Genomic DNA, 24,072 nt, shown 5'->3' on the forward strand with positions numbered 1-24,072 from the left:
GAAGGTGAGGCAATTGAGCGAAATCTCAGTTGGCCACACCTTTTCCTTTATTCCCGTAATAAATGATTACCTATTATTCTGCAGGACGGTTTGGTCCACCTAATTTTTTGTCTAAGTTTTCAGGCTTGTTTTCGCGTGATTTTCCCGGTTGCTCTGCTGTTTTACTAGGCTTGTTAAATTTGTTTTTATCCAACAGGTTCACCCCCTTTTAACAACATTAGTTTTTCCTGGCTAGATGGAATTATGTCTAAAACCCATTACATATTTTGAAGATTAAAGCTATCTTTGACGAATCTAAACTAGTTTTGTCAAGGGTAGAGGAGGTTTTCTAGAGCTTGAAGAATGTATTTTTTACAGAACTAAAGAGGGGGAAAAGACGATGGCAATTGGAAATGAGCAATTAAAGGGGAAGATGGTTTCATCTTATCAACTAGATCAAAGGTTTAATGAACTACTTGTTCAAATTGAATCACTAGACAGGAAATTGAAATTAAAAAATGTAAAGATAGAAGAAGTAAATGCTACACATAATCAAATGCTTGCATTCTGTGATTCATTGGATGAATTTGATATGGAGTTAAATAATATGGAGCATAATTTAAAATTAAGAGCAGCTACACTAACGAAATGATTAGGGTTTAATATTATCAACTGAATTTAATTTAATGTTATACTCTTTGCAAGAGGTGTTTATTTTGACAGAATTAGATATGAAGCGATTAAAAGACTTGACTAATTTATTACTTCAGAAAAATCATGATGCATTGGGACATTTTAAAGTTTATCGACTAGATGGGGAAAGTACAGCTGATTTTGAGGGAAAGATACTCCCATTTGCCAATGAGGTGAAAGTTAATGCTGATGAATGGATTGAGTTAGCGATACAATACATTCGTAAGGAGAAGCCTAAATATGTTCATGAGAATCAGATTGAGGATGTACATGAAAATATTTTGATTCAATCTGTCACCTGTTTTCAAAAAGATACAAAAAAGAAACGATTTCTAGAGCAAAATAAATCCATTGAATATACTTTAAATGCCTTGGATCGTGAATTAGAGTAAGAGCTAGCCTATTTGATAAGGATAGAGGAGTAAAAAATGAAAAAGTTGATAATATTGCCTATTCTCTTTTTACTGTTAACGGCATGCAATGATGAGGTTGAATGGAAAATGTTAGACGATGGAGCTCAGCTTGAAAGTATCTCTGAGTTTATGATGGATTACTTTGAAGGGTGGAGTGAAAGTCTTACATCAAGTTTTTCCATAATGGAAAATTACTTTGTACCTAATAGTCACGTTTTTCATATGCAAAGACGTCATCATCAGCAACTTATATCAGAGAGAAAAGTAGAATATTTTGTTGAAGCTATCGATCCAGTCGTTGAGTATAACGATCATGAAGAATTCAGGCTCACTTGGATTGAAACAATTGAAATACATCAAGGTGAGGAGACAATGAAAGAAGAACGTCAAAGAGCCTACTATATATCTGAAGGGCGACAAGGTTATAGAATTACAAAAATTGAACGTCTAGATGATTAGCGGTTATATATAAAGGGGCTGCCCAAAAGTGTGACTTTAGGGCAGCCTCTATTACTTATTCGCGGTAAATATTTATAAGGTATTCGACCCGCTCTAGGCGGAAGCTAACATGGAACAGATCTATTAACAAATGGATTTAAAGGTACATATTCCAGAAAAAATTCTGCTGCTAAATTTTCTCAACGTCAAACACTCTGAAACCTTCTGACTCTAAATGTTTGATGATTTTATCCAATGTCGTTTTATCTATTTTGCTTGGCAATGTAACAATCACACGGCGGAAAAATGTACTCTCGTTATCCAAAGTCAACATACTTTGAATACTAGTGAATTTTTTTAAAGAAGACACAATAGTACTCAATGCACCTTGATACTCATGTGTAGAGATCGTAAGAGTATAACTACCTGTTTTTATTCCCCAGGAGTCTTCAAGAATGGACATCACATTTGCATGAGTAAGTATCCCTGAGAATTCACCATTCTCTGATAAAACTGCTAAGTAAGGGTACTTTTTGATATTTGAAAAAACTCGGAAGAAGGACGCTTGTTCGTCAATATAGACATTTTCATCATCCTTTAATTTCATTACTGAGTCATCCCATGTAAGAGCTTCTTGAACAATAGCACGATAAATATCCTGTGTATATATGTTGCCTAAGAACTTTGTTTTTGTTTCATTAAGAATTGGAATACAACGATAGCCACTTTCTTCTAATTCCTCTAGTGCTTCCCTAACGGTATATGTTTCTAAAACATGTGCGACATTTTCTTTTTGTATGATATTATATTTTATTTTCATACTCCCACTCCCTTCATTTAAACAGGTTAATTTAATTATAAACGAAAATATTCAGAATAAAAGTAAGATTTTAGAAACTTTTACCGATAATTAACTAATTTTTAATAATATGAATCCGTGATAAGAGGTGTTGATATGCCCTCCACCAGCTACCCACTATAGATATGGATGTTTATCCAAAAATTTCGAGTGCGAGTTTGGCATAAATGAATGTAAAAATGCTTAACTTAAGTCTTGAGGTGATGAAATTGACTAATTCCAATTACTTGCAAGGGGCAGTTCAAGAGATAGAACATATTATGTCTAACGCTGAAGAACAGCTCAATGATTCTAAGCGAATTCAACCTGGAGATGCAGAGGCTTTCACTCAAGCTCAAGTTCAGCTAGAACAAGCAAATATGGAATTAGAAAAAATGTTACTGAGTTCAAATGCTGAACAGAGAGATCAGCTCACTCGGTTACAACAACAGGTTCATCAGCTCCAAAATCGTATGATTTTAGGTTTGTAAAAGATTTTTTAATACAAACAGCTCCTCTAATAGGTCTTTTTGGCCATTGGTGGAGCTGTTTTTTAATGATTTGAAATTATATTTGATGCTATAATAGTTTCTAAGAAGAGAGGGGGAATTTTTTATGAAAGCTTTAGTTGTAATAGACTATACGAATGATTTTGTTGCAGATGATGGAAGATTGACTTGTGGAGTTAGGGGACAATCCATCGAAACAAGAATTACTCAAATCACGAAGGAATTTATGGAAAATAGAGATTTCGTAGTTTTTGCAGTAGATGTTCATGACGAAAATGACCTGTACCATCCTGAAACCAAGCTATTTCCACCCCATAATATTAGGGGAACAAAAGGGAGAAAGCTTTATGGTCAGTTAGGAACTTTCTTAGAGGAAGCAGTACAGGAAGACCTATCATTTGAATGGATGGATAAAACAAGATATAGCGCATTCGCTGGAACTGACTTAGAGCTTAAATTAAGAGAGCGTGGAATAAAAGAATTACATCTTGTTGGCGTATGTACGGATATATGTGTTTTACACACAGCTGTAGATGCTTACAATAAAGGATTTTCTATTGTAGTTCATGGGGACGCTGTTGAAAGTTTTAATCCTGCTGGTCACGAATGGGCGCTAGGACACTTTTCAGGTACCCTTGGGGCGACTGTACTTTTGGATGGAAAGTCTTTAGAATTTAAATAAATGATGTCATTAGGTGAAATATAATTATTAAAATTGTATATGTCTTATCCTCTTGTTAAGAATGATTTATAAAGAGGTGAAGACATGTGTCAATTATTATAATCATATCGAGTGTTATAATTCCAATATTAATGGTGTTATTACAAAGGAAATGGGGAAGGTTGTGTCTTATTTATCACATCATTGCCCTCCTATCCATACTTATCTTCGGAAATATAGCTGCAATAGCTATTTATAGTATTTTAAGGGATAACACGGTTTTCATGACTAATATACACGGGATTTTCCTTAATCCATTTTTCCTTATCTCAGGAGTATACATTGGTATATACATCGTTTACTTTGTTATGAAAGCAATTAGTATTAGTTGGAAACAGCAAATATGAATCATTCATTCATATAACAACTTGTAGAGTCGTTTTTAAAAGCTTGGGGGAGTCTTTTCCCTCAGGTTTTTTCTTTTTTATTGGGGTTTCATTAACTTTGTGAAAAAAGTTCATAATGTGTTAATAATATAGATGAGAATTAGGTGGATAAATCACTTATGATAGAGGTAGATAATAACGCTTCTTCAGAAAAGCAACTTTCTTGTGGAATAGGGTTTGGAAGCACTATTTGCTTTTTTATATAACTCTGTAGAAGAAGGTGTGGTAAAAATGAATCTGGAGCTAGTTGTAACCTTTACGATCTTAGTGATAACTATTATCCTCTTTATTTGGGATAAAATAAGATCAGATTTGGTTGCCTTGTTGTCATTGATGGCGTTGCTTTTGTCAGGTGTAATCACAACTGGTGAGGCCCTAAGTGGTTTTTCAAACAGTGTAGTTGTGATGATTGCTGGCCTTTTTGTAGTTGGTGCAGGTATATTCAGAACAGGACTAGCAGAAAGTGCTGGGAAATTAGTTATACAATGGTCTGGTGGTAGTCAATTACGACTTTTAATTTTGTTAATGTTGGTTGTTGCTGTTTTGAGTGCATTTATGAGTAATACAGGAACAGTAGCCATGCTAATGCCCGTTGTCATTAGTGTTGCCATGAAGATGAAAGCGAGTCCTTCAAAGTTCCTAATGCCGTTAGCTTATGCAAGTAGTCTCGGAGGCGTCCTTACATTAATAGGAACTCCACCAAACCTCATTGTAAGTCAGGCATTAGTGGATTATGGATATGAACCCCTTGGATTTTTTGATTTCACCCCTGTCGGAATTGTTGCTCTCGTTACAGGAATACTTTTCTTAGTCCTCTTCGGTAAATACTTGATTCCAAATCATAATATACGAACGAATGGAAACAGTAGTTATAGTCCTTCAAAACTAATGAAGCTTTATGAACTATCGGATAAACTTTGTCGCATTGAGATAGAGAGTAATAGTCCGTTCGTAGGAAAAAAACTTAAAGAATTAAAACTTCCTAGTAAATATGGAATCTATGTTCTTTTTATTGAACGGGCAGAGCAGGACTCCACTCCTTTCCGTCAACGAACTCAAAAACTGTGTTGCAGGGCAAATACTAATATTTGCGCTTCAGACATTTTGTTTGTTGAAGGGGATAAGGATAGATTAGAAGAACTAGCCAAAGAAGTTGACGGAGTTAAACTACTACCTCCAGAGGTAAAAGAACATGATAGTTTAATTACAGAAGATTTAGGAATTGCAGAAGTATTATTTACACCTCATTCTCGATTCTTAAACAGGAAGATTAAAGAACTTCAGCTTACAGAGAAATATGGTTTAAATATAATGGGTATGAATAGAAAAGGGCGTTGTTTCTTTCAAGCTTGGGCTGATGAAAAAATAGAATTTGGTGATGCTATTTTAGTTCAAGGACAATGGAGTAAAATAGAATTACTTGCAGAGGAAAGTCAAGATGTGGTAGTAGTAGGGAAAACAAGTGAGGAAGCTTCTCAGGCAAAAGCAAATGGGAAAGCCCCAATTGCTGCATCTATTATGCTTCTAATGTTAATTTTAATGACTTTTGAAATTGTTCCAGCTGTTACAGCTGTATTAATAGCTGCAATAGGAATGGTCTTAACCGGGTGTCTCCGAAATATGGATGACGCATATTCAAGGGTAAACTGGCAGAGCGTTATATTGTTCGGGGCTATGCTTCCTATGGCGATAGCACTTGAAAATACAGGCGGGGTTTTGTATTTGTCAGATATGTTCGTTTCAACCCTTGGAAGCTTTGGACCAATCGGGGTTATGGGTGGATTTTATCTATGCGTGATGATCTTTAGTCAATTTATTAGCAACACAGCTACTGCTGTTTTATTTGCACCAATTGCCATAACATCTGCTATTCAGCTTGGTGTTAGTCCTTATCCATTCTTAATCGCAGTATCAGTTGCAGCAAGTATGGCTTTTGCAACACCTGTTGCATCACCGCCAAACGCATTAGTTATGACTGCAGGAGGATATTCTTTTATGGATTTCTTCAGGGCAGGAATACCTTTGCAAGTTGTATTATTTATCGTCATGATGTTTGCTATCCCATTTTTCTTTCCTTTGTAAAATAAAAAGAAGAAACCATATTAATTGATACTTTAACCATAGTTTTAATACAATATATGTAGATTTACAATTTAGAAAATATGGAGGATATGATGATTGTATTGGCGTCGAATAACGATGTGAACAAGATAATCAAGGGTACTCAAAAGACCTTTATTTTCTTACACACACCTATGTGTGGAACATGTAAACTTGCAAGGAAATATCTTGAGGTAATTGAGTATATGGAAGATACGCCAAGCTTATATGATATTGATATTAATGTTTTGGGTAATAGTTGTATAGTAGAATGGGGGATTCAAAGCGTCCCTTGCTTAGCTATCGTTAAAGATGGTCAACTTGTAAATAAAATGTTTGCATTTGAATCAGTAACAAAAATATATGAATTTATACGGAATAACTAAGGTGGATTGATCCTGATGGCTCCTGATTTCACTCTTCCTTCCTTAATAAACGGGGAAGAATATTCTTTACATGATTATAAAGGGAAACCTGTTCTCTTAACTTTTTGGGTTTCGTGGTGCCCAGATTCAAAAAAAGATTTGTCTGCGAAGAATCATTTATTCGCATCTATGAATAGTGACCTACTGGCTATACTCACTGTGAATGTTACTGGGAGAGAGCATGGGGAAAATAGTGGGGAAAGCTACTATCGTGAGCAGAAGTATACGATACCTGCACTTAAAGATGATGGAACGAGAGTTTATGATATGTTTCAATGCATGTCAGTTCCTACAACATTTCTGCTTAATGAAAATCACGAAATTGTTGCCCGGTTTAATGATAAAGCAACCTTTCAGGATATTTTGACAGAAGTGAGTAAAATCATATAAATACAAAAAACACGCTATCTACCTAGCGTGTTTTTTTATAGTAATGGTTTTGATGAAAAGAAAGGCTCTAAAATTGCCATTGTGAATATTGGTATAATTCACCCCATTACAAGCAATCGCTTTGAGGTTTTTAGTAAGCTTATGGTACGATATTTAAAGGAAATAAGACCATAGTGGAAAGGGGTCCTAGCAATGAAAATATTATCCGTAGAACCGACACCTAGCCCGAATACGATGAAGTTAACTTTAAGTAAAGAACTTCCTCAGGGAAAGAGTCATAACTATACAAAAACAAATACAGAGGGTGCACCAGATTTTGTGAAGAAAATCTTTGAAGTGGAAGGTGTAAAGGGTGTCTACCATGTGGCAGATTTTATAGCCGTGGAAAGAAACGCTAAATATGATTGGAAAGTAATCTTACCAAAAGTTCGTGCTGTCTTTGGTGAGGTTGAAGAAAGTAATGAAAAATCTGAAACAAAAGCATTAGATGATCATTTTGGAGAAGTGAATGTTCAAGTTCATATGTTTAAAGGTATTCCAATACAGGTTAAGGCCTTTAATAATGATGAAGAAGTACGTGTTGGCCTTCCAGATATGTTTAAAGAGTCTACGGTAAAAGCGACACTTCCAGATGACAATATTGTTATGCAACGGAAATGGGTAGATTATAAGGCACGTTACGGTGAACTAGAGGAAGTAGCTGAAGAAGTGGCAGAAGAGGTAAAGGCTACTTATACTAAAGGTAGATTAGAATCATTAGTGGAAGAAGCTCAAAATCCAAGTGAGAATAAGAGTGAAAAGCTTAAAAAGAAATGGCTTCATGTTACACCTGATATGCTTGATGAGCCAGATTGGAGAAAGAGATTTGCTATATTAGAGCAAATGGACCCTAGCAAGGATGATCTTCCAGTATTAGAAAAGGCTTTGAATGATGAGAAGGCATCTATTAGAAGGCTAGCTGTTGTGTATCTAGGAATGATCGAAGACGAATTGGTTTTACCTTACTTATATAAGGCCCTGAAAGACCCCTCTGTAACGGTAAGGAGAACTGCTGGAGATTCATTATCAGACATTGGTAGTCCTAAAGCTATACCAGCTATGATAGAAGCGTTGGAAGATAAGAGTAAATTAGTTCGTTGGCGAGCAGCGATGTATTTATATGAGGTTGGAGATGAAACGGCTATAGCAGCTTTGGAAAAAGCAGAGGATGATCCGGAATTTGAAGTAAGCATGCAAATTAAATTGGCGATTGAAAGAATTAAAGGTGGAGAAGAAGCAAAGGGCTCTGTATGGAAGCAAATGACAGAAGCCATGGAGAAGAATAAATAAAATACTATGTTTAAATAAAAGAAGGTACAGCTGCCATGATAATGCTGCACCTTCTTTTTAATTTGAGAGCGTGAAAATAGCATAAATGTATTTGAACTGGCTGTAAGGTATTCATTTTTCACGCGCTCTAGTAAGCCTCAGAATCGCCAATGGAAAAATATCCCGCAATGTGATAGAGTACAATTGTGCAACTGAATCGGGTTAGTAGTACTTTCTTCTTCTGTTATGAAGAGTGTCGCTACAAAATTTATATGAATGTAAAACAGAGTTGAATGATAAATGATTGATGGAGGGAAACACAATGAGTAGAGATGAAGTCATGAAAGAATTAGAAGCGAGAAACATGACTGAAATTATAGAGTTGATTGAAGATGCTGAAAGTGGAGATTTAGAAGAATTAGAAGTTGCAAAAGCATTAGGACTGCTCAGGGACGAAAATTTAAATGATCTAGTTATTAAATTACTTGAAGAAAATGGTGTTGAAATAATTTATCTAGAGGAATAGGGGAAGCAATATGAGGATAAAACCTGATCAAAAATTAGATTATAAAACATTAAAAGTGTGGAGGATTGTTGCTGTTTTTGAATGGTTGTTTTACTTAATTGTTCCCATTGGTTATGGCTTCTTGGCCTATTATTTCTTTTTTCCGTTTTGGTTCTTGTATGTTCTTATTATTTTAGTCTTCATCACTGCTTTCTTCAAAATAATCTTCATTCCTAAACTACAGTGGCAAAAGTGGAGATATAAGATTTATGATAATGAAGTGGAACTAATGTATGGGGTGTTTATAGTAAGAAGGGTAATTGTGCCGATGATACGAGTACAGCACGTAGATACTAAGCAAGGACCAATTTTACGTCGCTATGGACTATCAACAGTAACAATTTCAACTGCTGCAACAACTCATGAGATTCCAGGATTAGAAGAAAGTAAGGCTGATGATCTACGTGATCACATTGCACAGCTAGCAAGGGAAGCTGATCCAAATGATTGAAACTAGCTGGAAGCGCCAACACCCTGCAGCCATTTTTATTGGATTTTTAAGTAATTTAAGGGAAATGATTTTTACTATTGTAGCAGTGTTAATATTTGGTCAATCGTCCCAAGCGGGTGGAACAATTTTTTATACTATTTTTTTCTCACTAATACTGGTCTTTTCAATTGCAAGTGGAATTATTAGGTGGGCTACATTCCGATATCAGTTAATAGAAAATGAATTACAAGTGAGGCAGGGACTGATTTTTCGTAAAAGAAGGTATATACGCCAAGAAAGAATACAAAGCATTGATATTAATGCGAAACTTATTCAACGTATTTTCAATCTTGTGGAATTACGAATTGAAACTGCAGGTGGGGGAGCGGAGCCGGAGTTTCGTATTATCGCACTTAAGGAAGAAGAGGCACAACAAATAAAAAAAGAGCTTCTAAGTAAGAGTAAGACTCCTACCAAAGATTCTAAGATGGACAACGTTAATGGGGAAGAAGAGGTAACTAATGAAGCAATTGGAACTTCCAATGAGGAGCAAGAAGTAATTACAGAGGACGAGGAACACAGTCTCCCTCAATTTCATTGGAAGCTCACAAATCAACGATTATTTATAACAGCTATTACGTCGAGCGGGATAGGTATTGCTGCTACATTTGTTGCAGCAATTGCAACTCAAGTACAACAGTTAATACCAGATGAGTATTATGAAAGAGCGATAGGCTGGCTACTACACTCGAGCGTCTTAATCATTGGCTTCTGGATTGTTTCAATTTTAATAATTGGTTGGCTTATCACTTTGGTGAGTACGATGTTAAAATATGGGCTGTTCAACATAACGAAAAATGGTGATGAGATACATATTACAAGGGGCGTCCTGGAAAAGCGGCAGTTAACATTGTCAGCTAAGCGCATTACAGCAGTGCGGTTAGTGGAAAACATGCTTCGTCAGCCATTCGGATATGTTGCAGTTTATGTAGAGAGTGCCGGTGGTGGGACGAAAGAGGAAGACCTTTCTACTGTATTAATTCCACTATGTAAACGAACTGAATTGAACAAAATATTACAGGAGGTACTGCCTGAGTTCGCAGTTGAGCGTAAACTTGAAAAGCTTCCGAAATATAGTGTGAGAAGATACATGATTCGTTTATTAATACCAACTGCAATTTTAGCAAGTGTATTAACTTATCTATACTCTTACGGGTGGTTAGCATTCTCCCTTTTATTTATTGCGGGGGCAATTGGATATTGGCAATATTATGATGCAGGCATAGGGAGAGATCAGAAAATTCTCTGGATAAGATATAGAATTCTTGCCCGCACAGAAGTGATTATTCCAAGACGAAGAGTTCAATCTATGAGTTTTTCACAAACCATTTTTCAAAAGTTTGATGATCTTTATACACTTCAAGCCTCTATTATTACAAGTATCATGGGGAAGACGTTCCAACTAAGACATATTGATAGAGATCAAAAGGAAGAAATGATGGAATGGTTTTCTTATGAGGAGATAAGTCAGTTTCAAGATGATTCTGAGGGTAGTCAGTGAGAACCCCAAAATTAAAAGAAGAGAGGCTCTCCCCTGAACTGTTTACTATACAGTAAGCTTAAGGGAGAGCCTCTTCCATTTCTCAATCATTGGAAAATTGTGTTGTATAGGTTGTTAAAATTCGCTCACCTGAATCAGATGTGAATTCAAATCGGTCGTAGGTAGTATTTTCACCAAGGTCATTAATACCTCTTTCATAATGGTGCTGCACTACGAATTGGTTTTTGTCATTCGAGTATGATATAAAGTTTACACCATTAAGTTCTTCTTCATCAAATGATGATAATAGCTTAATGAGGAGAGAATTATGGCAGTAAACGGAATGCTCATGTCCAATCTGAAGCTGTTTCAACCCTTTTTCGAGGGCATGTAGAGAAGGCTCCTCGAGTTCATTTAATAACATTTGGTAGGGGTCAAACTGTGATTTGTTAAGTCTTACAGTTGAACCATGATTTAGCTCTACCTGTTTTCCATCTTCCGTCTCAAACACTAATCCTTTTACATGTAGTGCAGGAATCCACAGACCATTATCATGAATTTCAAACTCAAAAGGGCAACCGTCAAGGGCAAGGGATTCTCTTTTTAACTCGTCATATATATGCACTGATCTGCCCTTTTTTACAAGTTGGTAATAGACATATGAGGCTTCAAAAATAAGATGCTCTGAATTTAGTCGTCTAAGCTCCTGTTGAATTAAGGAGAGTATAGCTTCTGTATCTTGATTAATCTGATGAACCTCATCCCACTTGTCTTTTAGGGAATAGGCGAGAGATTCATTGTACCCGTCTGAGAATGATTCATTGAACGGATCAATCTTTTGACCTGAACACTCATATCGTTCATTTTCTTTGAAGACTGGTTTTACAAGATCTAATTTTTCTAAAGAAAAATCAGGATATACATAAACGCCTTTAATACGTACAATTGCTCTCCAAGGTTTATTCGGTTCTGTTTTCATTTCTTCTAGAATACCAATATATTGTCCTTGGTTACCTTCATTTATTATGACCCACTTGCCAATATGATTTTTTGCTGTGTTTCGATCCATTTGCATCCCCACTTTGATGTTGTTCTATTCTGGAAAGTTAATTCCATTATAATATATAATCTTCTATACAAACACCATGAAACTTTGAATTATGTAGAGGAAAATATATCTACATTGTATGTTTATAAACTATTTCTGTGTTCTTTGCAAATAATCAATGATGCCCATTGCACTTATTGTGATATCTAATTGGATGGATTCATATATGTTAGAAGTAGATTCTATGCCTAATTGCTGCAAGTAATTCTGTATTCTATGAAATAAATTGTCCTTCAATATTCCCCAATCATCACCATTGTCAAATACTTTTCTGCCTTCACTAACAAATATAGGTACCCAATATCTAATTTGTTCAAATACAGCAGCTGGCTCAGTTGAAACACCATAGTGTCCAAAAGCAATATACTCTGGATGAAGTGACTCGATTAAGTCTACTGATTGAAGCATTTCATCAGGGTCAAATTGATTTGGTGAAGTAGAAGGTAAATAAAAGTTTATTTTGTTTCTATATAGTTCTTGATAACATATTCCAATCGTATCGCCTGTATAACATATGTTGGTCAATGAATCATGTATGGTAAAGTGATGCTTTGCATGTCCAGGTGTGTGTAAAAACAATAATTTCCGATTAGGACCAATCTGAAGTTCTTCAAGATGATTCATTTCTCGCAGTTTATTATTTTCTATAGGAACAATAGGGTTAAACAAGTCATCAAAAGCGTCACCATAGACAGCCTTTGCTCCTTGTATTAAGCGTGATGGATTATGTAAATGCCTCAGACCACGTGGATGAACAAGTACATTTGCATTAGGACATGATTCTAATAGTAGTCCGGCTCCTCCTGCGTGGTCTAAATGAATATGAGTGACTATAATATGTTTAACATCATTAAGAGGTATATTAAGTCTCTCTAAACCTTTTATAATTTGTTGTACAGATATACTTGGTCCAGTTTCAATAATTGTTACTTCGCCACCTGAACCTCTTTCATCTAGTACATATGACCCGGTCCTTTCGTTTGTATTTAAATCAAGTCCATCAATTAGAAATGTATTCTTATTAATCTCTAGAGGGCATTGGGACAACGTTTTCCACTCCTTTGGAAAGCTTGTTTGTCATCATTGTAGTGAAACATTAATAAAATGTAAACCACTTATCATTAAAATGTAATTATTATATAGGAAAAAGGACACCTCCTCATTAGAAAAAATAGCGTTAATATATATAATGGCCCCCATATACAATCTAAAATAATCGAATAAATATAAAGATAGATAGTGAGGTGTTTCTCAACATGTTAAAACGCTTGTTGAGCAGAGAGCAAAAAAACAGTTCCGTTGAAGATGTTGTTGCTCAAATTCAAGCCGGTGATGAGTCAGAAAGGAATAATTTTATTGAACAATATATCCCATTCATCCGGAAAACGACGTCGAAGGTTTGTAAAAAGTACCTGACTACTGATGATGATGAATACAGTATTGCCCTTATGGCTTTTAATGAAGCTATCCATCAGTATTCGCCAGAGAAGGGACATTCTTTTTTAGCGTTTGCAAGTTTAGTAGTAAAGAGAAGAGTAATTGATTACATCCGCTATGAACAAAGAAGGCGGGTGACATTATCAATAGATTATACAGAAGATGATAAAGAAAATATGGAAAATGTAGCAGAGGTACATGCTGCTGTGAGAAAATACGAGGTACAGCTTGAAAGTGAAGCAAGAAGAGAAGAGATTATTTTACTGCAAAAAACATTAAGCCAATATGGAATTAGTTTAGCTGAAGTATCCAAACAATCGCCAAAGCATAAAGATGCAAGGGAAAATATGCTTGATATAGCTAAAACAGTAGTAAACAATGATGAATTCAAATTATATCTTATAGAAAAGAAACGATTGCCTATGAAACAATTAACTACCAACATCACTATGAGTAGAAAAACGATTGAACGAAACAGAAAATATATTATTGCATTATGTATCATTTTACTAGAGGACTTCAAGTATTTGCAGGATTATTTAAGGGGATGGTTAGGGTGAAACAAGGAATCGTAATGGAGAAGCATCGGCGTTTCATGATTGTAATGACAAATGATGGTGAATTTGAGAAAGCTAAACTTCAGTCAAATATACAGGTAGGAGAAGAAGTTACGTACTCTCCCTTTTCAGGTGTACATTTTACAACACGAAATATAAATAAGACATACAGTATTCCCGCAGCTGCAATCTTATTTTTTGCATTTTTCATATCTATGATGCCCTTTCTTAATAGTGATAAAGTTTATGGGACAGTTATGATCGATATGAATCCAAGTATTGAGATATCAGTAGATAAGCATTATGACGTTATAGGAGTAAAGGGATTTAATAGTAAAGGTAAGGATATACTTGCTCATATGGAAGAAGAACTTCAAGGTAAGACTTTAAATCAAGCAACAAGTCTTGTTATTGAAGAAGGAAAGGAATTAGGCTACTTAACAGAAGAAAACTACGTATATATATCATCTCCATTTTCCTATTTTAATAAGGAGTTATGGGGCGAAGATTATGACCAGTGGATTATGAATATGCAAGATCAATTTTCAGTAAACTTTATCTCCCTTACAGTAGATAATGATATTTTTCAACAAGCCAAAGAATTATCATTGTCACCTGCTAAATACATGCTGCTTGAACAGGCCAAAAAGAGTGGTATTGACCTGGATTATTTAGAGTTAAGCTCTACAGCTATTCAAGATATCGAAAAAAATTCTGGTCTGGAATTAGAAAAAATAGTTTCATCAGATAAACTAATCGTGAGTCGTAAAGAAAGTTCTGAAAAAATACAAGCGGATACTCAAAATGAAGAAGTTTCTACAATTGAGGAAGACACTTTCATTACTAGTGAAAAAGACGATGAAGTAAAGGAGGAAGAGGAGCCAACTAGAGTCGTTCCTCCTGCAAAAAATAAAGATGAATTTGTACCTCCTGGGCAGGCAAGAGACGAAAAACACCCTTCAACTAATAACCCAGGCAGAGGTAATTCAAAAGACATCAAAGGTGATAAACATCCTTCTGAATTAAAAGGAGACAATAAAAATCGTAACGGTAGTAAAGGTAATAGTAAACGTAACGAAAATGCAGGCAATAATGGAAAAGGTAATTCAAACAAAGGTAATAAAGAAGGTCCTCCTGGAAAAAAGGGGAATAATTCCAATAGATAATTGTTATATAATCCATTTGGCCCAATTTACATGTTTGACCATATATTTATTTTTTTATCCTCTTAAATAATTTTTTTCACCGAAACTTATGTATGAGAAAAATATTAGAGGTGAAAAAAATGAAAAGCAAATTAAGAAAAGCATTAATATCCATTATTCTAATAGGATTATTGTTCACATTGGTACCAACATGGGGATTGGCGGAAAATGGAGAAGTACCATCAGCTGATCTATCAGAGCTTTTTGAATCGGGTGAACTTACTGAGGAAGAGGTAAAACAAATACAGAATCATCTACCAGGAAACTTTTTTTACTTTGTAAATACAGCACTTGAAGATTTACAAATGAAATTAGCCTTTAGCGATTACAGTAAAGCCTTATTGCTTGCTCAATTTGCGCAAGAACGGTTAAAGGCTGCCCAAACGTTAGTAGAAGCAGGCTACTTTAATGAAGCTGAAGGACTACTTGAGGACGCAATTCATCAATATGTAATGTCTAACAACTTCAATGAGGAAAGGGTAGTTGTTATTGTTGATGATCCAGTATACGAATCTCATGAAGCACTAGATACAGTCAATGATAATTCAGATCTCGTAATAGAAGATAACATGAAAGAGAATCTTGATGACAAAGAACTACACACATTTCCTCAAGCAGTCATCAGTTTATGGGAAAATGCAGAAAAAATTGAAAACCCTAATGCTGTATCTGCATTAAAAAGAAACATTGAGAGAAAACTTTCTAAAAGAAATATAGATCCAGCTTTATTTTTCGGGATAATGGAAGGTACAGAAGATCTTGAAGTTAATTCAGTAGAGAATGGTAATCAAGTTTTTGATAGAAAAGATGAGACTGATATTGATGAATCAGTGGTAGCAAGTACATCAATAGGACAGTCCGAAGAAACTGTCATTAGCCTGCGTTCAGAGAAGAATTCAACGAATAAGGAAGCAGTAATAAATAATAATAAGAATAATGGAAAAGAAAAGGGTAATAAGAATAATATACGTGGCAAAGGTAATGGAAATGGGAATGTTGAAAAAGGCAACTCGAGTAAAGATAGGGGTAACAAAGGTGTAGGGCGAGGAAACAATGGTAAAAACAAGGGTAAAGGTAATAATTAATATAAGAAAAAAGTCAGCAGAATCGCAATGATTCATGCTGGCTTTTTTCTTATTTGGATTCTTCTTCAGAATATCTTACACGGTTTAAACGTAATAGATGCTCCATTCGATCCATTCTGGAAGACTGCACATCTTTCTGGAGACCCTCCATATAAGTGTGCATAGTGCGAAGGCTTTCTAGAACATCTTCATGTTTTTCAAGTTGTTGTTCATGAGACAAACTTTTGTAGGTTTCCATCAAATTAGGTAGGTCATTATTAATCATCCGCTTCACATGATGTTTTTCTTCAAAATTTAATAAATGTATATCTTTTAAACACTCTTGAATAATTGCTTGTATGTTTTGTATTAATAGACTAATTTCCGTATCTATTTTTTTATATTTTTTTAATAGCTCATTTGATTGGTGAATTATTTTTTGCTTTTCTTCCTCATGAGTATTGTTCTGTTCAATATCTGGACCTGGTCCTAGCGCCTGGTCTACAGTAATTTCATCCAAATTACCACCAGATAGTGAAACATCAAGTTTATGAAGTTGAAAAAATAATGTTAGGAATAAATGATGTTTTTTAATACTTCTTACCACAGTTTTATTATTAACTTGATAATAAATCGTTGAATCGATGCACTTTCCCATACCCTGTTCCATTTTATACTGCTTTCGATAAGTAGTAATATAGACGCGCTTCTTAATTGGATCAGAGGATTTTTTTGTATCCAATAATTCAAGATGTAGTTTTTTTGGTTTTATTTTCACCTTGAACAAATGACCCTTTATATTACGCTTAAAAGTTTTGTTAAGTCTAGGCAGTTCTGATAAAGAAGAGAGATCTGATAAAAACTCTACTGCCTCATTAATCATTTCTTTCGTGTATGTTGTTTCTATTTGAGGATCTCTTAATGGCTTTAAATAATTTGGAAGAAAAGCTTCATACCACTTTCTTTCTGTTTCTTGCTCACGCCAGCTCATGACGTCACCTCTTATCCGTTAATTCAATAGCTTCCGCTCCATTTGTTCGTTTAACTGGTCCATCTCAGTGATGAACTGCTTACTAGACTCGATAATTCGAGAATTTGATTGCTCAGTCATTTCAATGGCTGCATATACATCTTCATATGCTTTTTTAAATGTTTCCATTGCAATTGCTGGTTCTTCAAGAGTTTTTAAAGTCTCCTCAGTATTAGATTTTAGAAGCTGTGCATTTGAAAGAAGCATAGCTTCCGTCGATTCATTAACGTTTTTAACAGCGTCAATAACTTTTTTCTGATTGCCAAGGGCTAATTGAATTGATGCAGTGACTGTAATAATATTTTTAGTCATTGTAATTGCATTAAAGATAGCTTCTTCTAATTTATCATTATTTTCAACGATTATATCAACAGAAGCTAGTGATTGTTGTAGTACTAATACTGCCTGTTGCATATTTTTTACTCTGGATAAAACTTTTTGCTGACCCTTTTGTATTGGTGAAGGATCACCCTTCCACTCATCCTTCTGGAGTTCTTCTTCTAACATAATATTTAGCTGTTTTCCTATCTCAATCTGTTCATTTAGTCCAATAATACGCTCTCTAGCCACGTCTTTTAATTGATGAAGCATTACATTATCTTCTTGTAGTCTGTCCTTTCCATTAAGAAGGGCACCGATAATGGTTTCTACTTCTGTTTCAATGGTCTGATATTTTTTTGCATATTTTTCAATAGGGCTTTTACGAACGAGTTTACTTAAAAATTGTTTAAATTTTCCTTCATTTAAATAATTCGGTTCTAACTCAGCTACAATATCCTTCAACTTAGTAAGTTGGTCAGGTAGATCTTGATTTGGGTCATTCATCATCTCACTTACTGGACGCTTTAGGGCTTCCAGTGATTCTCCAGCCTTCAGTTGTTCTTCTGAACCAATACGTCCTAAAGATTCTAATATTTTATTTAGATCTTTGTCCGAACGAATTTGCTCGACAAACTCACGAGCTTTTTCTTGTTTTTCAATACCCTGATTATGATTGGTTAGTTGTGAAGAATGTTCGTTTGTCAATATAAAAACCTCCCTGTGTGAGGATCGTTGTACGTTCTATGCTTGTATATACGTGATATCCCCTAAATAAGTTTCATATCATTTCATTAACTAAATTATACAATTCCTGTTTTACCGAAACAACAAAAGGTTTTAAAACTAAGGGGAATAAGGAGTTATTTAATGTAAATCACCTAATCATATAATAAAAATACACAATTTATGTATTGTGTCCATTATCATCATGTAATATATTCATGTTAAGACACATCTTTTGAAGGAGTGATTATTAGTGTGCATTCTTGGTGTTGCTATAAATATTCACCCTAAATACCCTTTTATCTTAGTTGCAAATAGGGATGAATTTTACGACCGTGATACTGCAACCGCTCATTTTTGGCCAGAAAGCCCGTCCTTACTTGCAGGAAGAGATCTCGTCCGAGGAGGGACATGGTTGGGAATAACGAAGGAGGGAAGGTTTGCTGCATTAACGAATGTACGTGATGGGAGTTATGATAGCAGTAATTATTCAAGGGGTATGCTAGTGAAAAACTATTTGCTTCATTCGACAGATGATAGAAAACTTGATAAAGACTTAAATCTATATGATGGATTCAACCTAATTTATGGGAACTTTAAATCTCTTCATTACTTATCAAATTATCATTCCAATACACAAGAACTGAATAATGGAATACATGTTTTGAGCAATGCACCTGCGCTGAGTCCAACTTGGCCTAAGACAGAGAAGTTAAAAAAAGGATTAATGGGGGCAATGAATACTACTAATCCTGCTTCTTTGGAGGATGAACTATTTAAGTTATTAACAGATGAAGTTATTTATTCAGACGATACACTTCCAAATACGGGGGTTGGATTGAGCATGGAACGGACTTTATCATCTATATTTATTAAAAGTCAGAACTACGGTACGCGGTCTAGTACTGTGATTTTAGTAGATAAAAATAAAATATGTACATTTATCGAGAGAAGTTTTGTCCCAAAGAGAGAAAGTAGATTTACATTTAAACTAGAAAAGGCTGGGACAGAATAGTCCAGCCTCGTTTTGTTCGCCCAGCATGGGCGAACTCTAATGGGTGAAAGTCCCAAGTACGACCTTGTAGCGGTAAGTACACAGCTAAAAGCAAGGGTGTCCACGGTGACGTGGAATCTGAAGGAAGCTCGAGGCAAACCTCCGGTCTGACGAACAGAAATCATATAGGAGGCAACGTATGAGGACAAGACTGCAAAAGAAGTTAAAATCCAATAGCTACAATTATCATACGGTGTATATATGGCAGATAGGTGGAGGGAAAGAGTTCGCACCTTAGCTGGGGAGATCTCACTTGTCTACACCAAAACCTTGTAGTGATACAAGGCTGGATAGTGAGAAGTCAGCAGAAGCCGTAGTAGTGAAGATAGCTAACGAAAGTTAGAAGGAGCGAAGGGCTGAACAATTTTATCGTTATAGAACTCTCGATTGGAAGAGGAAATAGACCACTGGCATAAAAGCGGAAAAGTGGATACCGACTTTACGAGACAGAAAGGAAATAACAAAGCATGTATGAAAGAAAGCTACTCGACAGAATTTTGGACAGAGACAATCTCAATAGGGCATTCAAACAGGTGAAAAAGAACAAAGGTGCAGCTGGTGTAGATGGAATGACTGTTGAAGAATTAGGGGGTTATATGGCGTTAAATAAAGAGGAACTCATTTCTCAAATTCGCCAAAGAAAATATCAACCTTCCCCCGTATTAAGAGTGGAAATCCCTAAACCGAATGGAGGGGTTAGACTCTTAGGTATACCGACGGTCAAGGATAGGGTAATCCAACAAGCGCTAGCACAAATTCTCACACCTATATTTGATAAGAAGTTTAGTGAATATAGCTACGGATTTAGGCCTAAGCGATATGCCGAGATGGCTATTTTACAAACTTTAGAATATTTAAATGATGGTCATGACTGGATTGTGGATATAGACTTAGAACGTTTCTTTGACACGGTGAATCATGATAGGCTGATAAATCTTGTATCAAGAACAGTCGATGATGGTGATGTCATTTCACTCATTCGCAAATTCTTAGTAAGTGGTGTGCAAATCGAGGAAGATTACAAAGAAACAGTTATAGGAACTCCGCAAGGAGGAAACTTATCTCCACTACTTAGTAACATCATGCTTAACGAATTGGATATGGAACTTGAAAATCGCGGACTCCGCTTTGTTAGATATGCCGATGATTGCATTATCATGGTGAAAAGCGAGATGGCAGCGAAACGAGTAATGAGGTCAGTAACGAAGTTCATTAATGAAAAGTTAGGCTTGATCGTCAATACTACAAAGACCAAAGTCACAAGACCAAATGATCCTTCAATGAAGTTCTTAGGATTTGGCTTCTTCAAAGATTATCAAATGGGCATATACAAAGCGAAACCACACCAAAAGTCGGTAGAAAACTTCAAGTATAAACTAAAACAATTAACAAGAAAGAATTGGAGTATCGATACGAAGTATCAGGTTGAACGCATCAACCAAGTGATAAGAGGGTGGATTAATTACTTCAAGATTGGATATATGAAAAAGTTGTTAGGTGGAATAGACTCTCATACAAGAGTCAGACTGCGAATGTGCATCTGGAAGAAGTGGAAAACAGCTAAAAATCGCAGGAAAAACTTAATTAAATTGGGAATGAACAAATATAATGCCTACAAATATAGCCATACAAGTAAAGGGGTAACCCGTACAGCCTACTCTTGGATACTTACTACAACGATAACGAATAAGAGATTAGCCAAATTCGGACTAATCTCTTGTGTAGAACATTACAACAAAATACATGCTTAGTATAAAATTGAACCGCCGTATACGGATCCGTACGTACGGTGGTGTGAGAGGTCGGATAATCAACTAATGATTATCCTCCTACTCGATATGTGTTCTTATTCATTTTAATAAATTCGAATAGCTTTCGGTAAAATTTTAATATGTGCAGGTGTTTTTCCTATTTTTTCTCCGTCACCTTGAACTGCTGTATGATGATTGATCGCAGTTATTTTAAATTCTGTTCCACTTAATGTTGACACACAGGAGGTAACAGAAGGATGCATTTTTACAAGTACAGCTGGTAATGCTTTGATTAGTGTCTGATAGAGAGGCAGTCGATGAATGACTACGTATTCAATAACACCATCCTGAGGATTTGCATTAGGACAAATTGGAATTCCGCCCCCATAGAAAGTGGTATTTCCACCAGCCATGAGCCATACTCTCTGAAATTTGTGAATGTTATTTTTATCATCAATAACCTCTAAATCTACTGGTTTATAATAACGTAAACATTGAAAGAGTACTATTAAATAAGTAAGTCTGCCAATAAATGCACGATTTAAAACTTTTTTTAGCTTTGAGGTCTGACATTGAATGGCTGTTTCAGCATCGACACCAACGCCTACAACAGAAAGTACTTTTTTACCATTCACTTCCAACAAATCATATTTTTGTGCTTTGTTATCATTGATTCTCTGAATAGCTTTAGAGATCCCTTTAGGAATTTTTAGGGCCCTACCGAAATCGTTTCCTGAACCTGATGCAATAAGCCCAAATGTCAGATGATATGTATAAAAGCGATTAACTACCTGATGGAGAGTACCATCTCCACCCACAACGATAATTCCATTGATTTGTTTTTCATATTTATCGAGCTTTTTTGTCACTTCTATCCAAAGCTCTTCACCTTGATACTGATCTGAGAAATAAGGAAAAAAGGGAGCACTGAGCTTTTTTTCTAGTTGTTTAATCACTTTCTTATAACGTCTTTGCCCAGAGTAAGAATTTACAATAACTATAAACATGAGCTTCTCCTTTAATTCGGCTATCATTTTTATCATTATATCACCGATATTTATGTTTTGGTTGATAAACATATAAGAATCGACAATAATTTTTTCAGGAGAGTTTCATATTATATATGTATAATGGTATAATGCTATTGTCCAACATGTGAATGGTGGAAGAATTGTTGATAAGTTGACGATGGCGCATGTATCTAGCAAAACATTTCTCATCGATTTATAATGAAAGAGTAAGAAATAAACGATACTATTAGATAGGTCGTTTAAGGGGGGAAAAGACATGGGCATAGGAGTTCCAGGATTAATACTAATTTTAGTCATCGCCCTTATTATATTTGGACCGAAAAAACTTCCTGAGATTGGGAAGGCAATGGGCCAGACTTTAAGGGAATTTAAGAATTCTACAAAAGATTTAACTGATGATGACGATAAAGGGAAAAATCAAAAGGATTAATAATATATCGTTGGAATAGGTGTGAGATCAGCAAGGGTTGTTTGATCAGTGAAGCTGTTGCTCTAGTCTCACATCTTTTTCATTTTTAAGGGGCGTCTCTTCATGTCAGAACAAAGCATGAATCTTCTTGATCATCTAGATGAATTACGCAAACGTATTATGATAACACTCGCATCATTTATTTTTTTCTTTATTATTTCTTTTATTTTTGTTCGTGATATATATGAATGGTTTGTAAAAGACCTTGATATGACACTTACGATTTTAGGTCCATTAGATATTATATGGGTATTCTTTTCCATAGCAGGAGTTGCTGCATTAGCATTAACTGTTCCAGTACTGATTTTTCAAATATGGCTCTTTGTAAAACCAGCTTTATCTCAAAAAGAACAAAAAGTAACATTAATGTACATACCAGCTTCTTTTGTCTTATTTATAGGTGGTCTTTTATTTGGATATTTTGTTGTTATTCCTATCGTATTCCAGTTTCTCATGGGATTAGGGGAGGATTTATTTAACCCAATGTTTACCCCTAATAACTACTTTCAATTTGTTATAAGGATGACAGTGCCGTTCAGTATCCTTTTTGAAATGCCGCTAGTAGTTATGTTTCTAACGAGCTTGGGGATATTATCACCTGAATGGATGCGAAAAAACAGAAAATATGCTTATTTTGCATTAGTAGTTTTAAGCGTATTAATATCGCCTCCAGACTTTTTATCAGATGTGTTGGTAATTATTCCATTATTGTTGTTATATGAGGTTAGTATCAGTTTATCCTCTGTGGTATTCCGCCGAAAAATTAAGCGAGAAAAAGAAAATTAGATATAATTAAAATGCCGTTACCAAATTGAAATTTTGGACGGCATTTTTTTGTTTTTTGGGTTGCGAGATTGCTCAGAACTCATCAACCATTTAAGAAAACTTTATTTTCGTGAAGGTAATTTTTGTCTAGCTTTAAATAACGAAGATCTTTATTAGCCTGTATCTCTTCAATTGCCCGAACAATCCTTTCAATTGATGCATGATTAGAACAATCATAAGCATCAATATCTAAGTGAAGAATAGGGCATTCCTTAAAAGTAAGTATCCACTCGTGATAACGGTTATACAAATCTAGCCAGTATTGTTTGGAAGTAGTCAGTTCCATTTCCCTCCCGCGATCATGAATTCTTTTCATAATAGAAGAGAATTCACCATCAATAAAGATCAAAACATCTGGTTTTGGAAAATATGGTGAGATAATCATTGCCTCGAATAAAGATCGATACGTATCATAGTCTCTTTCAGTCATATTTCCTTTCTCGTATTGCATCTTAGCAAAAATACCAACATCTTCATAAATACTTCGATCTTGGACATAACCTAGATTACTTTCGAACATTTGCTTTTGCTGTTTAAATCTCTCAGCTAAAAAATAAATTTGTAGATGAAAAGACCATGCTTTAAAATCATGATAATAATCCTCCAGGTAAGGATTACCTTCAACTTTTTCAAAAGAAGGCGCAAAACCTAACGCATTACTTAAGGCTTTAGTCAGGGAGGACTTCCCTACACCAACAGTACCAGCAAGAGTAATTAATGAATTTTTATGTAGTTTATGAGCGACGGGCTTCATTTTATATT

At 35.2% G+C, this 24,072-nt stretch carries 28 protein-coding genes; 20 read left to right on the plus strand and 8 right to left on the minus strand.

What is annotated here, in order from left to right; all coding sequences use genetic code 11:
- Positions 1-73: 73 nt before the first annotated feature.
- Positions 74-193, minus strand: coding sequence for a spore protein (locus BW724_RS10230; RefSeq protein ID WP_088075128.1), 120 nt, complete (start codon positions 191-193; stop codon positions 74-76).
- Positions 194-379: 186 nt separating this feature from the next.
- On the opposite strand from BW724_RS10230, the gene BW724_RS10235 reads away from it, so the two are divergent.
- The 3 genes from BW724_RS10235 to BW724_RS10245 all read left to right on the plus strand — a co-directional run bounded on the left by BW724_RS10235 (position 380) and on the right by BW724_RS10245 (position 1,544).
- Entirely contained in the window at positions 380-631 is a 252-nt protein-coding gene (locus BW724_RS10235) for a hypothetical protein (RefSeq protein WP_088075129.1), read from the plus strand.
- Between the two features lie 64 nt (positions 632-695).
- Entirely contained in the window at positions 696-1,064 is a 369-nt protein-coding gene (locus BW724_RS10240) for a DUF1798 family protein (protein ID WP_176371366.1), read from the plus strand.
- Positions 1,065-1,100: 36 nt separating this feature from the next.
- Entirely contained in the window at positions 1,101-1,544 is a 444-nt protein-coding gene (locus BW724_RS10245) for a TcaA NTF2-like domain-containing protein (protein ID WP_088075131.1), read from the plus strand.
- Between the two features lie 169 nt (positions 1,545-1,713).
- On the opposite strand, the gene cbpA is transcribed toward BW724_RS10245, so the two are convergent.
- Positions 1,714-2,343, minus strand: coding sequence for a cyclic di-AMP binding protein CbpA (gene cbpA / locus BW724_RS10250; protein WP_088075132.1), 630 nt, complete (start codon positions 2,341-2,343; stop codon positions 1,714-1,716).
- 248 nt (positions 2,344-2,591) lie between these two features.
- Here cbpA and BW724_RS10255 point away from each other — a divergent pair, with 248 nt between their 5' ends.
- From BW724_RS10255 to BW724_RS10300, 10 genes are all read left to right on the plus strand, one after another.
- The gene (locus tag BW724_RS10255; RefSeq protein ID WP_176371367.1) at positions 2,592-2,852 is read left to right on the plus strand and encodes a DUF2524 family protein; all 261 of its coding nucleotides are present in this window, start codon (positions 2,592-2,594) and stop codon (positions 2,850-2,852) included.
- 124 nt (positions 2,853-2,976) lie between these two features.
- The gene (locus BW724_RS10260; RefSeq protein WP_088075134.1) at positions 2,977-3,552 is read left to right on the plus strand and encodes a cysteine hydrolase family protein; all 576 of its coding nucleotides are present in this window, start codon (positions 2,977-2,979) and stop codon (positions 3,550-3,552) included.
- 86 nt (positions 3,553-3,638) lie between these two features.
- Positions 3,639-3,938 (plus strand): transposase, encoded by a 300-nt coding sequence (locus tag BW724_RS10265; RefSeq protein WP_088075135.1) that lies wholly within the window; start codon positions 3,639-3,641, stop codon positions 3,936-3,938.
- A 270-nt stretch (positions 3,939-4,208) separates the two neighbouring features.
- Positions 4,209-6,059, plus strand: a complete 1,851-nt coding sequence (locus BW724_RS10270) for an SLC13 family permease (protein WP_088077833.1) — start codon at positions 4,209-4,211, stop codon at positions 6,057-6,059.
- Between the two features lie 92 nt (positions 6,060-6,151).
- Positions 6,152-6,463, plus strand: coding sequence for a thioredoxin family protein (locus BW724_RS10275; protein ID WP_176371368.1), 312 nt, complete (start codon positions 6,152-6,154; stop codon positions 6,461-6,463).
- A gap of 15 nt (positions 6,464-6,478) precedes the next feature.
- Complete coding sequence (locus tag BW724_RS10280) at positions 6,479-6,892, plus strand: TlpA family protein disulfide reductase (RefSeq protein WP_088075137.1); 414 nt, start codon at positions 6,479-6,481, stop codon at positions 6,890-6,892.
- Positions 6,893-7,084: 192 nt separating this feature from the next.
- A complete protein-coding gene (locus BW724_RS10285) occupies positions 7,085-8,221 on the plus strand; it encodes a conserved virulence factor C family protein (protein ID WP_088075138.1) in 1,137 nt (378 codons plus the stop codon).
- A gap of 301 nt (positions 8,222-8,522) precedes the next feature.
- Entirely contained in the window at positions 8,523-8,726 is a 204-nt protein-coding gene (locus BW724_RS10290) for a hypothetical protein (protein WP_088075139.1), read from the plus strand.
- A 10-nt stretch (positions 8,727-8,736) separates the two neighbouring features.
- Positions 8,737-9,216, plus strand: a complete 480-nt coding sequence (locus tag BW724_RS10295; protein ID WP_088075140.1) for a PH domain-containing protein — start codon at positions 8,737-8,739, stop codon at positions 9,214-9,216.
- Entirely contained in the window at positions 9,209-10,756 is a 1,548-nt protein-coding gene (locus BW724_RS10300) for a PH domain-containing protein (RefSeq protein WP_088075141.1), read from the plus strand. Before BW724_RS10295 ends, BW724_RS10300 begins: the two co-directional genes overlap by 8 nt.
- Before the next feature lie 82 nt (positions 10,757-10,838).
- Here the strand turns inward: BW724_RS10300 and BW724_RS10305 are convergent, their stop codons facing one another.
- Entirely contained in the window at positions 10,839-11,804 is a 966-nt protein-coding gene (locus tag BW724_RS10305) for a DUF2777 family protein (RefSeq protein ID WP_176371369.1), read from the minus strand.
- 129 nt (positions 11,805-11,933) lie between these two features.
- Positions 11,934-12,890, minus strand: coding sequence for an MBL fold metallo-hydrolase (locus tag BW724_RS10310; protein WP_088075143.1), 957 nt, complete (start codon positions 12,888-12,890; stop codon positions 11,934-11,936).
- Between the two features lie 209 nt (positions 12,891-13,099).
- Between BW724_RS10310 and sigI the strand changes: the two genes are divergently transcribed.
- The 3 genes from sigI to BW724_RS10325 all read left to right on the plus strand — a co-directional run bounded on the left by sigI (position 13,100) and on the right by BW724_RS10325 (position 16,127).
- Positions 13,100-13,840 carry an RNA polymerase sigma-I factor gene (gene sigI, locus BW724_RS10315; protein ID WP_088075144.1) on the plus strand — a complete coding sequence of 247 codons (741 nt, stop codon included), beginning with the start codon at positions 13,100-13,102 and terminating at the stop codon, positions 13,838-13,840.
- The gene (locus tag BW724_RS10320) at positions 13,837-15,003 is read left to right on the plus strand and encodes an anti-sigma factor domain-containing protein (RefSeq protein ID WP_176371370.1); all 1,167 of its coding nucleotides are present in this window, start codon (positions 13,837-13,839) and stop codon (positions 15,001-15,003) included. Before sigI ends, BW724_RS10320 begins: the two co-directional genes overlap by 4 nt.
- Positions 15,004-15,122: 119 nt before the next feature.
- Positions 15,123-16,127 (plus strand): DUF5667 domain-containing protein, encoded by a 1,005-nt coding sequence (locus BW724_RS10325; RefSeq protein WP_088075146.1) that lies wholly within the window; start codon positions 15,123-15,125, stop codon positions 16,125-16,127.
- A gap of 49 nt (positions 16,128-16,176) precedes the next feature.
- Here BW724_RS10325 and BW724_RS10330 read toward each other — a convergent pair whose 3' ends face one another.
- A complete protein-coding gene (locus tag BW724_RS10330) occupies positions 16,177-17,097 on the minus strand; it encodes a hypothetical protein (RefSeq protein WP_088075147.1) in 921 nt (306 codons plus the stop codon).
- An 18-nt stretch (positions 17,098-17,115) separates the two neighbouring features.
- Positions 17,116-18,117, minus strand: coding sequence for a toxic anion resistance protein (locus BW724_RS10335; protein ID WP_088077835.1), 1,002 nt, complete (start codon positions 18,115-18,117; stop codon positions 17,116-17,118).
- A gap of 316 nt (positions 18,118-18,433) precedes the next feature.
- Between BW724_RS10335 and BW724_RS10340 the strand changes: the two genes are divergently transcribed.
- A complete protein-coding gene (locus BW724_RS10340) occupies positions 18,434-19,195 on the plus strand; it encodes an NRDE family protein (RefSeq protein WP_088075148.1) in 762 nt (253 codons plus the stop codon).
- Positions 19,196-19,701: 506 nt separating this feature from the next.
- Entirely contained in the window at positions 19,702-20,985 is a 1,284-nt protein-coding gene (ltrA, locus tag BW724_RS10345; protein WP_088075149.1) for a group II intron reverse transcriptase/maturase, read from the plus strand.
- A 104-nt stretch (positions 20,986-21,089) separates the two neighbouring features.
- Here the strand turns inward: ltrA and BW724_RS10350 are convergent, their stop codons facing one another.
- On the minus strand, positions 21,090-21,992 hold the full coding sequence (locus BW724_RS10350) for a diacylglycerol/lipid kinase family protein (protein ID WP_176371371.1): 903 nt from the start codon (positions 21,990-21,992) through the stop codon (positions 21,090-21,092).
- 280 nt (positions 21,993-22,272) lie between these two features.
- Between BW724_RS10350 and tatA the strand changes: the two genes are divergently transcribed.
- Together tatA and tatC are read left to right on the plus strand one after the other, a co-directional pair.
- A complete protein-coding gene (gene tatA, locus BW724_RS10355; RefSeq protein ID WP_088075151.1) occupies positions 22,273-22,446 on the plus strand; it encodes a twin-arginine translocase TatA/TatE family subunit in 174 nt (57 codons plus the stop codon).
- Positions 22,447-22,548: 102 nt separating this feature from the next.
- Positions 22,549-23,271, plus strand: a complete 723-nt coding sequence (gene tatC / locus BW724_RS10360; protein ID WP_088075152.1) for a twin-arginine translocase subunit TatC — start codon at positions 22,549-22,551, stop codon at positions 23,269-23,271.
- Between the two features lie 82 nt (positions 23,272-23,353).
- On the opposite strand, the gene BW724_RS10365 is transcribed toward tatC, so the two are convergent.
- A complete protein-coding gene (locus tag BW724_RS10365) occupies positions 23,354-24,064 on the minus strand; it encodes a deoxynucleoside kinase (RefSeq protein WP_088075153.1) in 711 nt (236 codons plus the stop codon).
- Positions 24,065-24,072 lie beyond the last annotated feature (8 nt).

This window comes from Litchfieldia alkalitelluris (assembly GCF_002153425.1).
In the GTDB taxonomy this organism is placed as follows: domain Bacteria; phylum Bacillota; class Bacilli; order Bacillales; family Salisediminibacteriaceae; genus Evansella; species Evansella alkalicola.

Excerpts from the sequence above, each read along its gene's own strand:
- BW724_RS10350 (WP_176371371.1), bottom strand. The coding sequence starts at position 21,992 with ATGTTTATAGTTATTGTAAATTCTTACTCTGGGCAAAGACGTTATAAG.
- BW724_RS10305 (WP_176371369.1), bottom strand. The coding sequence starts at position 11,804 with ATGGATCGAAACACAGCAAAAAATCATATTGGCAAGTGGGTCATAATA.
- BW724_RS10235 (WP_088075129.1), top strand. The coding sequence starts at position 380 with ATGGCAATTGGAAATGAGCAATTAAAGGGGAAGATGGTTTCATCTTAT.
- BW724_RS10290 (WP_088075139.1), top strand. The coding sequence starts at position 8,523 with ATGAGTAGAGATGAAGTCATGAAAGAATTAGAAGCGAGAAACATGACT.
- BW724_RS10300 (WP_088075141.1), top strand. The coding sequence starts at position 9,209 with ATGATTGAAACTAGCTGGAAGCGCCAACACCCTGCAGCCATTTTTATT.
- BW724_RS10275 (WP_176371368.1), top strand. The coding sequence starts at position 6,152 with ATGATTGTATTGGCGTCGAATAACGATGTGAACAAGATAATCAAGGGT.
- BW724_RS10285 (WP_088075138.1), top strand. The coding sequence starts at position 7,085 with ATGAAAATATTATCCGTAGAACCGACACCTAGCCCGAATACGATGAAG.
- sigI (WP_088075144.1), top strand. The coding sequence starts at position 13,100 with ATGTTAAAACGCTTGTTGAGCAGAGAGCAAAAAAACAGTTCCGTTGAA.
- BW724_RS10330 (WP_088075147.1), bottom strand. The coding sequence starts at position 17,097 with ATGAGCTGGCGTGAGCAAGAAACAGAAAGAAAGTGGTATGAAGCTTTT.
- BW724_RS10295 (WP_088075140.1), top strand. The coding sequence starts at position 8,737 with ATGAGGATAAAACCTGATCAAAAATTAGATTATAAAACATTAAAAGTG.
- BW724_RS10365 (WP_088075153.1), bottom strand. The coding sequence starts at position 24,064 with ATGAAGCCCGTCGCTCATAAACTACATAAAAATTCATTAATTACTCTT.
- ltrA (WP_088075149.1), top strand. The coding sequence starts at position 19,702 with ATGTATGAAAGAAAGCTACTCGACAGAATTTTGGACAGAGACAATCTC.
- cbpA (WP_088075132.1), bottom strand. The coding sequence starts at position 2,343 with ATGAAAATAAAATATAATATCATACAAAAAGAAAATGTCGCACATGTT.
- BW724_RS10270 (WP_088077833.1), top strand. The coding sequence starts at position 4,209 with ATGAATCTGGAGCTAGTTGTAACCTTTACGATCTTAGTGATAACTATT.
- BW724_RS10245 (WP_088075131.1), top strand. The coding sequence starts at position 1,101 with ATGAAAAAGTTGATAATATTGCCTATTCTCTTTTTACTGTTAACGGCA.
- tatA (WP_088075151.1), top strand. The coding sequence starts at position 22,273 with ATGGGCATAGGAGTTCCAGGATTAATACTAATTTTAGTCATCGCCCTT.
- tatC (WP_088075152.1), top strand. The coding sequence starts at position 22,549 with ATGTCAGAACAAAGCATGAATCTTCTTGATCATCTAGATGAATTACGC.
- BW724_RS10260 (WP_088075134.1), top strand. The coding sequence starts at position 2,977 with ATGAAAGCTTTAGTTGTAATAGACTATACGAATGATTTTGTTGCAGAT.
- BW724_RS10280 (WP_088075137.1), top strand. The coding sequence starts at position 6,479 with ATGGCTCCTGATTTCACTCTTCCTTCCTTAATAAACGGGGAAGAATAT.
- BW724_RS10325 (WP_088075146.1), top strand. The coding sequence starts at position 15,123 with ATGAAAAGCAAATTAAGAAAAGCATTAATATCCATTATTCTAATAGGA.